This window comes from Pedobacter sp. (genome assembly GCF_045628745.1).
Lineage (GTDB): Bacteria > Bacteroidota > Bacteroidia > Sphingobacteriales > Sphingobacteriaceae > Pedobacter.
Map to the genome: position 1 here is coordinate 24753 of NZ_JAZQPU010000266.1, position 10265 is coordinate 35017.

Annotated in this window: 9 protein-coding genes; 7 read left to right on the forward strand and 2 right to left on the reverse strand. The window is 39.9% G+C overall.

The genetic code is table 11. From position 1 onward, the window contains the following. The first annotated feature begins 8 nt into the window (after nucleotides 1–8). The 4 genes from ACR2F7_RS10105 to ACR2F7_RS10120 all read left to right on the forward strand — a co-directional run bounded on the left by ACR2F7_RS10105 (nucleotide 9) and on the right by ACR2F7_RS10120 (nucleotide 4631). Nucleotides 9–1121 (forward strand): endonuclease/exonuclease/phosphatase family protein, encoded by a 1113-nt coding sequence (locus ACR2F7_RS10105; protein WP_432713447.1) that lies wholly within the window; start codon nucleotides 9–11, stop codon nucleotides 1119–1121. 156 nt (nucleotides 1122–1277) lie between these two features. Then, the gene (gene cysS, locus ACR2F7_RS10110) at nucleotides 1278–2738 is read left to right on the forward strand and encodes a cysteine--tRNA ligase (RefSeq protein WP_432713448.1); all 1461 of its coding nucleotides are present in this window, start codon (nucleotides 1278–1280) and stop codon (nucleotides 2736–2738) included. 29 nt (nucleotides 2739–2767) lie between these two features. After that, entirely contained in the window at nucleotides 2768–3628 is an 861-nt protein-coding gene (locus ACR2F7_RS10115) for a YybH family protein (RefSeq protein ID WP_432713449.1), read from the forward strand. Between the two features lie 124 nt (nucleotides 3629–3752). Then, entirely contained in the window at nucleotides 3753–4631 is an 879-nt protein-coding gene (locus ACR2F7_RS10120) for a glycerophosphodiester phosphodiesterase family protein (protein WP_432713450.1), read from the forward strand. Nucleotides 4632–4699: 68 nt separating this feature from the next. Here the strand turns inward: ACR2F7_RS10120 and ACR2F7_RS10125 are convergent, their stop codons facing one another. Next, nucleotides 4700–6058, reverse strand: a complete 1359-nt coding sequence (locus ACR2F7_RS10125; RefSeq protein ID WP_432713451.1) for a foldase protein PrsA — start codon at nucleotides 6056–6058, stop codon at nucleotides 4700–4702. 224 nt (nucleotides 6059–6282) lie between these two features. Between ACR2F7_RS10125 and ACR2F7_RS10130 the strand changes: the two genes are divergently transcribed. Beyond that, complete coding sequence (locus ACR2F7_RS10130; RefSeq protein WP_432713452.1) at nucleotides 6283–6810, forward strand: hypothetical protein; 528 nt, start codon at nucleotides 6283–6285, stop codon at nucleotides 6808–6810. Further along, nucleotides 6807–7385: an RdgB/HAM1 family non-canonical purine NTP pyrophosphatase gene (rdgB, locus tag ACR2F7_RS10135; RefSeq protein ID WP_432713455.1), complete on the forward strand. Its 579-nt coding sequence runs from the start codon at nucleotides 6807–6809 to the stop codon at nucleotides 7383–7385. Before ACR2F7_RS10130 ends, rdgB begins: the two co-directional genes overlap by 4 nt. On the opposite strand, the gene ACR2F7_RS10140 is transcribed toward rdgB, so the two are convergent. After that, nucleotides 7360–9522 carry an OstA-like protein gene (locus ACR2F7_RS10140; protein ID WP_432713453.1) on the reverse strand — a complete coding sequence of 721 codons (2163 nt, stop codon included), beginning with the start codon at nucleotides 9520–9522 and terminating at the stop codon, nucleotides 7360–7362. The two genes, rdgB and ACR2F7_RS10140, sit on opposite strands and share 26 nt — an antisense overlap. A 51-nt stretch (nucleotides 9523–9573) precedes the next feature. Between ACR2F7_RS10140 and tilS the strand changes: the two genes are divergently transcribed. Then, nucleotides 9574–10265: tRNA lysidine(34) synthetase TilS (gene tilS, locus ACR2F7_RS10145; protein ID WP_432713454.1), on the forward strand; the 692-nt coding region annotated here is incomplete at its 3' end.

Sequence of the window (10265 nt, forward strand, 5' to 3'; positions counted from 1 at the left end):
AGCTTATAATGAGAAGACCCCAGCCTACCTTTTTGGATAAATTAGTACGTGCCATTGCCATCTTAATGGTTATTTCTTTACTGATAGGCTGCATAGCAGGAAATGTTGATCCTCGCGACAATAGATACATTGCCTTTTTTGGGCTTGCTTATCCTTTTTTGCTGCTGCTGAATATCTTCATGATAGCCTGGTGGATCATTAGAAGAAGATGGCTGTTTGCCATTTCTACCTTGCTGTTCATTATCATGGGCTGGAGAGCACTTACTGCCACTTTTAGTTTTAATGGAGAAGCAGGTGAGGGCCCTAAAGCAGACTCGTCCTATATCAGGATGATGACTTATAATGTGCACAGCTTTAAACCTTACGAAGCTGACAGTACCACAGATGTAAAGTCGCAGATGTTGAAGCTCATTGAAGCTGAGAACCCCGACATTATTTGCCTGCAGGAATATTATACCCGTAAAAAGGGAAGTTACGACCTGACGGATAGTCTGAAGCGGATTTTAAAAACGGCTAATTATCATTTTTTGCCAGCCACGCAGAATGATTATGAAGCTACTGGCCTGGCCATATTTTCTAAATACCCTATTAAAAATAAAGGCAATATTGTTTTCGACGTAGACAGAGGGGGTAATGAAAGTATTTTCGTAGATGTGGAAGTAAACAAAAAACGCATCAGGGTATACAATGTACATTTACAGTCTATATCATTTAACAAGCAGGATTACCAATATCTGGATAAGATTACCCAAAAGATGGATGCTGAGTTAAGACCTTCTAAAAGAATTCTGGGTATGCTGAACAGTGCTTTTTTAAAACGCAGTGCACAGGTAGACATCATGAAAGCACATATGGCAACCTGTGAAATTCCCTTTTTAATTGCCGGCGATTTTAATGATACCCCTGCCTCCTATGCGGTAACACAACTTACACATTCACTGAACAATTCTTTCATCGAAAAAGGCAGAGGCCTTGGGCGTACCTACAATGGTAAATTCCCAAACTTCCAGATCGACTATATTGCAGGTACTAAAGATTTTACTGTCATTAACCAGCGTATCGTTGAAGCTCAGCTGTCTGATCATTTTCCGGTAAGAAGTGACCTGAGTTTAAACCCTTAATTTTTTTACCTTTGCCTGCGAACAATGCTGCTTTAATCAGCCTGCAAAATAGAATTATACACGGCAATTTAAGCATGCTTTTTTAAATAATACCTATTTATATTTAAGCGTTAAAATAGAATATACGCTACAATTCGTTGCCAATAACAATATATAATGGAAAATACCATACAGATTTATAATACCCTTACACGTAAAAAAGAAGTTTTTGAGCCTATCCATGCACCCAATGTAGGGATGTATGTTTGTGGACCTACTGTATATAGTGATGTACACCTTGGAAATTGCCGTACATTCATCTCTTTTGATTTAATATTCCGCTACCTAAAATATGTTGGTTACAAAGTCCGCTATGTGCGCAACATCACTGATGCGGGGCATTTGGAAGGCGACCGGGATGAGGGTGATGATAAATTTGCAAAGAGGGCAAAGTTAGAACAACTGGAACCTATGGAGATTGTTCAAAAATATACTTTGGGTTTCCATGATGTTTTAAGGATATTTAATACGCTGCCACCGAGCATTGAGCCTACCGCTACAGGTCATATCATTGAGCAAATTGAAATGATTAAAGAAATCATGGCTAATGGATATGCTTATGAAGCAAACGGTACCATTTATTTCGATGTTGATAAGTACAGTAAAACCTATAATTATACCATCCTGACCAACCGCAACCTGGAAGATATGCTTGCCAACACCCGTGAGCTGGGTGGACAGGATGAAAAACGTGGTCGACTGGATTTTGCCTTGTGGATAAAAGCAAAACCAGAGACGCTCATGAAATGGGTGTCTCCATGGGGTGTGGGTTTCCCGGGCTGGCATATTGAATGTTCTGCCATGAGCGCAAAATACCTCGGTAAGGAGTTTGACATCCATGGTGGTGGAATGGACCTTGCTGCAACACACCATACCAATGAAATTGCGCAATCTGAAGCTTGCAGCCATGTGCAGCCTGCAAGAATTTGGATGCACACCAACATGCTCACTGTAAACGGTACCCGCATGTCTAAAAGTGCTGGTAATGGTTTTCTACCCCATGAGCTGTTTTCTGGAGACCACCCTTTGCTCACCAAAGGTTTTAGTCCGATGACAGTGAAGTTCTTCATGCTACAGGCACATTACCGCAGTACTTTAGATTTTTCTAACGATGCATTGGATGCTTCCGAAAAAGGTTTTAAACGCTTAATGAATGCTGTAGCTTTAATTGACAAACTTGTGGCTTCAGACGCTAGTGATTTTGAAATTGAGCCCCTCAGGCTCCGCTGTGTCCAGGCGATGAATGATGATTTCAACAGCCCGGTTGTCATTGCTGAACTGTTTGAAGCTTCGCGAATCATCAATAGTGTGTATGATGGAAAAGCAAAAATCTCAGTGGAAGAGCTTGCTAAATTAAAGCAATTGATGCAGGATTTCGTGTTTGAGGTGTTTGGTTTAATGAATGAGGACAGCAACAATGGTGAACTGAATTCAGTGCTTAACCTGGTGATTGACATCCGTAAAACAGCAAAAGAAAATAAAGATTATGCCACCTCAGACCGCATTAGGGTGGGCTTACAAGAGATGGGTATTCAGTTAAAAGATAGTAAAGAAGGTACTAACTGGAGTAAAATATAAATCATACCTTAGCAAAACACTATTATAACATGAAGATTAATAAAATCATTTACACATTTATAGCTGCATCCCTATCGTTTGGAGCAAATGCACAAAAGTCTGACGGTACAACTAAATCATTGGTTGCTGCAGAAAAAGAATTCGCATCATCGGCAGCTAAAAACGGCGTTAAATCTGCGTTTCTTACTTTTGCAGACCCTGATGCCATCGTTTTCAGACCAAATCCTGTGAATGTGAAGACCTATTATGCAGGTCAGGAAAATAACAAAGACCTGAGCTGGGCTCCGGATTATGCCAGGGTATCTAAAAGTGGCGACTGGGGGTTTACCACAGGTTCATATGTATTTAACGGTTCCAAAAAAGAGTATGGTCAATACTTGTCGTTATGGAAAGTAGTTAACGGCAAATGGGTATTGACCCTTGATATCGGTGCTGAGCATAACAAACCCTTAGAAACGGTAACAACGAAGTTTGTAGAGCCAGAAGGCTTTCATAAGCCTAAATTTAATACGCCAAAACAAATTGCTGCCGGCAACGACATCATCCTGACTACAGAGAAAACCTTAAATGCGGCCATCAAATCTTATGGTGCTGTAGCTTTTGCGGGTTTTGTAAACCCTGATTCACGTTTGTTGTTTCCTGGTCGTGAGCCTATCATCGGTAAAGAAAAGATCTTAGGTTTTTACAACAGCATGATCAGCAAGATGAACCTTAAAACTACTAAAGTAGAAAAAGCTTTAGGTGGTGATTTAGCTTATTCTTATGGTGTGGCAACAGTAGATTACAGAGCAGATTTGCGCGAGAGCTTCCATTATGTTTTCATTTATGAGCGTCAGCCAGATCATACCTGGAATATAGCTTTACAACTCTTTACACCAGCAGAACGCTAGAAAAGGGAAGCTATGCTTCATAAATCCACCTCCAATAACTAAAAAAAGGCTCCTTAACCATAAATTAAGGAGCCTTTTTGTATATTATAGCTTTAAATTACGTTAGGTATAAAAAATCAAACACATGAAGAACACTTTACTTATAATTTTCCTTTTTCTTACTGTACAGGTGCATGCACAGAAAAAGTTTATGCTTATTGGTCACCAGGGCGCAAGAGGTATTATGCCCGAAAACACTATTCCTGGTATGTTAAAAGCCTTAGACCTGGGGGTCAACGTTTTAGATATGGACGTTGTGGTTTCTAAAGATCAGCAGCTTGTGCTTTCTCATGAGCCTTACTTTAACCATGAAATCAGTACGCTTCCCAATGGCAAAGCTGTTACCTTTAAAGACGAGAAAAAGTACAACATTTTTAAAATGGATTATGCAGAGATCAGAAAGTTTGATGTAGGCACCAAAGTACACAGTCGTTTTCCTGCACAGGTGAAGCTGGCAGCCTATAAGCCGCTGCTGGGTGAGGTTATAGACTCTGTGGAGCGTTATGTGAAGCTTCATAAGCTGGAAAAGCCTACCTACAATATAGAGACTGCATTTATCCGTAAAGGCGATGGTGAATTTCAGCCAGAACCTGCGGTGATTGTAGATTTAATCATGGAAGTGGTGAATGCCAGGAAACTCAGCAAAAGGGTAATCATACAGTCACTGGATATCCGTACGCTGCAATACCTGCATGAAAAGTACCCAAAAATTAAAACTTCCCTGATGATTGATGAAAAGCAGGATTTTGAGGAAAGCATAGAAAAGTTAGGTTTTAAACCTACCTATTACAGTCCTTATTATGTGTTGGTAGGGAAGGGCCTTGTAGATCGTTGTCATGAAGCTAATGTAAAAATCATTCCCTGGACTATCAATTCCGCAAAAGACTTGAAGTATCTGCTTAATTTAGGGGTAGACGGTGTTGTTACCGATTTCCCTAATATTATGCAGCAATTGAATAATTAAACAATACCGCTTATAAACAAGAACAGCCTGCCGAAGCAAGCTGTTCTTTGTTATTTAATAGAAGCTGGTTATTTAGCTTCTGGTTTAGTCCAGATTTTCAACTCATCACAAGTTAAAAATTCAGGATCAATTTTGATATAAGTACTTTCTCTGCGTTTTTCAAACCATTCGCTCAATACTTTATCCATTTTTTGCTCCTGTGCTTTTTCTTTAAATTTAGCATAATCCTGATCGAGGTTTCCTTTGTGAGGAGGGATCTTAGATTTCAACATCAATATTTTGTAACCTTCCTTGCCATCAGGTCCAGTAAAGAAAACTGGCTTAGAAATGCCACCAATCTGCATGGTGTCAACTACTAAAAACACTTTAGGGTCGATTTTATCAGCAGGTATAAATGTTGTTCTTGCTGTTACGTTATCAGCATATAACATCATTCCACCATTGTATTTTGTTTCCTTGTTGCCAGAATATTTAGAGGCAGCAGCAGAAAATGAAATCTTTTTGTCGATGATATTACTGTAAATACTATCCGCATGCAACTTTACACGATCTAAACTTTGAGGCGTAGTTACCGGACGAATCAAAATATGTCTGGCATGAACCTGCTCACCTCTACGTTCAATAACTTGTAAAATATGGTAGCCAAATTCAGTTTCAAATACAGGAGAAATTTCACCAGCTTTTAATTTAAAAGCCCATGCTGTAAATTCTTTCGCCATCATGGTGCGGTCAAAGAAACCTAAGTCACCACCATCAGGAGAAGATCCTGGATCTTCAGAATATGTTTTAGCTAAGAAGCCAAAATCTTCACCACTTTTAACCCTTAACCTAATGGCATCCAGCTTATCGTAATATTTCTGCTTCTCTGCTTTAGTCAATTCAGGGTATAACACAATTTCACCAATTTCAAACTCGGTAGCGATATCTGGCAAGCTGTCTTGTTTGTAAGTTTCAAAATACTTTTTAACCTCCAAAGGAGTAACATTCACATTTTCTGTGATCTTACTTTGCATTTTGTTGGCGATTAAAGCATCTTTAATGTCAGGTCTGATTTCATCTTTGTATTGCAACACAGACTTGTTTAAAAACTGCTCTAAACGATCCTGACCACCTGCACGCTGGATACTTGAACGCATTCTTCTATCCACTTCATCATCAACCTGGGGGTCATCTACCATTACAGAGTCAATCTCAGCCTGTTGTTTCAAAAGCTTTTGAACTAACATCTGTTGTAGAATATAGCATTTTACATTAGCTTCATTCGGATTTCCAGAATTCAGGTATTGCGCAAACTGCTGGTTAAGCTCAGATAACAGGATAACATTGTTGCCCAATACAGCCACAACTTTATCTATGTTTTTCTTCTGCGCCTGTACATTCAAAAACAAACAGATTAATCCGCCTGCCATCCATAACATTTTCTTCATTGTATTTTCTTCAATTTTTTAATCTTGCAATATGATCTCCACATCACCACTATGCTTTCCTAATCAGTGCTATATCGCTGTTAAACAAGCCTTAATGCACTGCCTTAAAAATCAACGCTGTGGGATGTCGTATTTTTAAGCTATAAAAGTAACAAAATAAGGCGCTTTAATAAGATATTTAACTAATTTTAACAGAAAAATGATGCCCCAAAAAACTGATTTTAATGGCAGAGCAACTCACCAGCGATCCTGAAGCCTTAAGGCTACTTTTTACAGATGATATTTACCTGATTTCTAATGAAATGCTGGAGTTAGAACCTGCACCTGAAGTAAAGGAGCCAGCGGAAGTATACAGGCCTAAGAAGGAGCTTAAATTTCTTGGTGAAAATGCCAGAAATGTACTCATTCTGGTCAACGATCCGTCGAATGAAGTAAGCAGTGCCATTGGTACCGCTTTGTTATGGAAAATTGTGACGGCCATGAAGCTCAGCAACAGTGATTGTGCAGTGCTCAATTATGCCAGCTATGAGGGTACAACTTTTGCAGAACTTGCCGAAGCCTTAAAACCTCAGCTTTTATTATCTTTTGGTGTGACACCAGAAACCTTGGCGCTGCCTGCGCAGCAAACTGAGGTCATCAGCCTTCAACAGGGCATTAAAACTATCTTTTCATCATCCCTACCTGCTGTGGAACTCAACAGACCTATTAAAATGGCCTTGTGGAAAACCCTGCAAGAATTAACCCTATCATGAGAGAACTCGTTTTCGCTACTAATAACTTACATAAAACAGCCGAAGTAAGACAACTTTTAGCGCCCGATTACAAGGTGTTGAACCTTCAGGACATTGGCTGCACCACTGATATACCAGAAACAGGAAAAACATTTGCCGAGAATGCGGCTTTAAAAACCACTTTTGTGCATACCCATTATCAGATGGATTGCTTTGCCGATGACAGTGGTTTAGAAGTAGAAGCTTTAAATTATGAACCGGGAATTTATTCTGCACGTTATGCCGGCCAAAGGGGAGACCAGGCCAACCTGGAGCTTGTGTTGAAGAAAATGGAAGGACAAAGCAACAGAAAAGCACGTTTTAAAACCGTGGTATCACTGGTACAAAATAACCAGTCTTATTTTTTCGAAGGCGTCATCAATGGCACCCTCCGTTTAGAAAGTGCCGGCGTGAAAGGCTTTGGGTATGATCCTATTTTTCAACCCGACGGTTACGACATTACCTTTGCCGAAATGACGATGGAGGAGAAAAATGAAATCAGTCACCGTGCACAGGCCATGCGCAAATTAATTACTTTTTTAAAGTCGGCTGTTTAACATCCACTTTTTTTGTGGTATCCAACAATTCCACTGCGGCCGTACCCTTGCTAGTGCTGTCGGCCGTAGATACAGCTTGTTGAGCCTTAGCAGCGGTATCTAAACTCGTTTTTTTCGCTGCCTTAACAGGTGTGCTGGTTTTGCCTGATGTTTTAGACTTGGCGACAACCTTTTTGGTGGCTGCTTTTTTAGGATTGGTGATGTCCGCTTTCGAAGTCGGTCGCAATTCTGGCTTCCAGATAAAACCCGTTAAAAGCACTTCCTCTTTTACTTCATTCACCGGTGTTGCTGTGCCTTCAACATCTTTGATTGGTACAATTTCACTGATCTCACTGTCTTTAAACAGAATTTTAATCCTGCTGCTGATGCTTCTGTTCATCTTGTCGTAAACATCCTTATCGGTTTTACTAAAGTAAACACTTTCAGAATTTCCGTCAACAAACATTCTGCTTAACTTACCATCAGTAAAAAATCCCGTCATCAGTTTACCTTTAATCTGGTTAAACTTTGTAGAATCTTTATACACATTTACAGTAAAGGCATTTTGTAACACCTGCACAGAATTGAGTTTTTTATTGCGCAGCTGCAGGTAAATAGTATCACCAGTTTGCTGAGAACCTTCGGCCCATAAAATGGGGTTTCCATACCATCGCAAGGTAGAATCTGCACTGGTGTAAAATAATGAATCTGCTTTTGCCTGTAAGTTAGATTTAAAGACTTTTACATTTTTGTAGGCTTTAATAGTTCTCACTTTTATGGTGTCCAAAGGGTTAGTGATGACCGTTGTTTTTGCAGTTACAGCTTTTTGCGCAGCACTTTTTAAGGCAATGCTATCTTTTACATTCCCCACTTTTTTACTACTGTCTTGTTTGGCAATAACAGTTTTTATAGGGATGCTGTCTTTCTTTATAGAAATAGAATCTTTCTGCAGGCTATCTTTTTTTAAACTCACATTTCGCAAACTATCTGTTGGTTTTTGAGCAACTGTATCAACCAGCGCCGCATCCTTTTTCCCTTTTTTAGGCTTATCAGCAACCTTTACCTCAGTGCCTTTTGCATTAGAGGTTGGTTTTTTAGCTGCTGTAGCCTTGGGTGCTTTTTTATTAGTCTCTGTGTCGGCATCTTCCTCGCCAAGCTCATTGTCTTTTTTGATGATCGGCAGGGGTAAAAGTTTTAAAGTCTGTCGCTGCACCATTCTCGTTTCCAGCGTGTCGGCACCCAACCATAAACTATCGGGATGTTTCACACCATTTATGAGCAAAGAATCTTTAGTACCCAAACCTACATAGGCATTTTTGGTGACCACAGTACGTTCATCGGCTTTATAATATTGGCCCAGTTGACCATACATAGAGGTTTTATCAGTCGTATCAAGGAAAACGATATTACGCACAGCTTTACCATAACCTTTCACCCCATCGTAATAAAGGCTGTCGCCTCTTAAGGTCTTGCTACCTGAGGTATACAGATTTTTCTTTCCAAAATAAGCAAGTTCAGATTTGGTGTTGTAGGCTCCATTTTCAGTATAGAGCTTATCATCTTTACCCTTAATATTAGTAGGGCCGTAGAAGTAAGTCCAGTTAGTAAGCGTATTGTAACGCATGGTGTCAGAAAGAATGGTAGACTGTGGAGTGAGCACTTTTACATTATACCTAAAAGAAGCATCGCGGGTACTGGCAAAATAATAACCATTTCTACTGGTCAGGGTAACATCTTTGTTTACAATTTTACCTCCATTAACATAGGTGCCCACTTTGGAGCCCATGTCATAATCAAGTACGTTGGTGGTCAATACAGATTCACGGTCCAGCAAACGAACATTGCTGGTTAAGTGTGCCGTTTTAGTGTTACCATCATAAACCAGGTGGTCAGAATAAATATTTACCGTATCTGCCTGGTTGATATGTACATTTTTAAAGGCCTCAAAAACGTTCCTGGCCTCATAAAATACGGCACTGTCGCAGGTAAGGATAGCGTTATCCTGGCGGAAAACAGGTTTCCGCAGGTAAGAAATCTTGGTTTTATTCTCTACAGTACCCCTTTCAAAACGATCAACATTAATTTTCGTTTTACTCTGGGCAAGCAAAGAAGCAGGTAATAAGGTGGTTAATAAAAATAAAAGGAGTAATTTCTGCACATTGCAAAGTTAGCTGTTTGCTAACCATTTTAAATTAAATATTTTTGAAAGATGTTTCCTCTACAAAAATTTCAGGAATATATTTCCGAAAACGCCCTTTTACAACCCGGCGATAAAGTATTGCTGACGGTAAGTGGGGGGAGGGATTCTGTGTTGCTGGTCCATTTGTTTAAACTTGCTGGTTACAGCTGTGGCATTGCTCACTGTAATTTCAACCTGAGAGCAGAAGAAAGCGAGGCCGATGAGGCTTTTGTGAAAAAGCTTGCCGCAACAATGGATATGCCTTTTTATGTGAAACATTTTGATACTAAAGCATTTGCTGCCCAACATCACCTATCTACACAGATGGCTGCCCGTACTTTACGTTACGAATGGTTTGAGCAATTGAGACTTGAGCAGCACTATGCTTATATTGCTGTGGCACACCACCAGAGTGACGCCATAGAAACCGTGTTACTCAATTTAACCAGGGGCACGGGCATTGCAGGTTTACATGGCATACAGCCTAAACGAGGTCTGCTCATCAGACCGCTTTTGTGTTTTTCGAGGGAGGAAATTGATGAGGTGGTCAACACCATGCACATGGATTACGTTGAAGACAGCAGTAATAAAGCCGACAAATATGCGCGGAATAAAATTAGGCTCCATGTAATTCCACAGCTAAAAGCCATCAACCCAAACCTGGAGCATACCTTTGCACAGAACATTCAAAAGTTTAAGGAAACAGAAATGGTGCTGCAGCA

Excerpts from the sequence above, each read along its gene's own strand:
- ACR2F7_RS10115 (WP_432713449.1), top strand. The coding sequence starts at position 2,768 with ATGAAGATTAATAAAATCATTTACACATTTATAGCTGCATCCCTATCG.
- ACR2F7_RS10105 (WP_432713447.1), top strand. The coding sequence starts at position 9 with ATGAGAAGACCCCAGCCTACCTTTTTGGATAAATTAGTACGTGCCATT.
- ACR2F7_RS10125 (WP_432713451.1), bottom strand. The coding sequence starts at position 6,058 with ATGAAGAAAATGTTATGGATGGCAGGCGGATTAATCTGTTTGTTTTTG.
- cysS (WP_432713448.1), top strand. The coding sequence starts at position 1,278 with ATGGAAAATACCATACAGATTTATAATACCCTTACACGTAAAAAAGAA.
- ACR2F7_RS10130 (WP_432713452.1), top strand. The coding sequence starts at position 6,283 with ATGGCAGAGCAACTCACCAGCGATCCTGAAGCCTTAAGGCTACTTTTT.
- rdgB (WP_432713455.1), top strand. The coding sequence starts at position 6,807 with ATGAGAGAACTCGTTTTCGCTACTAATAACTTACATAAAACAGCCGAA.
- ACR2F7_RS10120 (WP_432713450.1), top strand. The coding sequence starts at position 3,753 with ATGAAGAACACTTTACTTATAATTTTCCTTTTTCTTACTGTACAGGTG.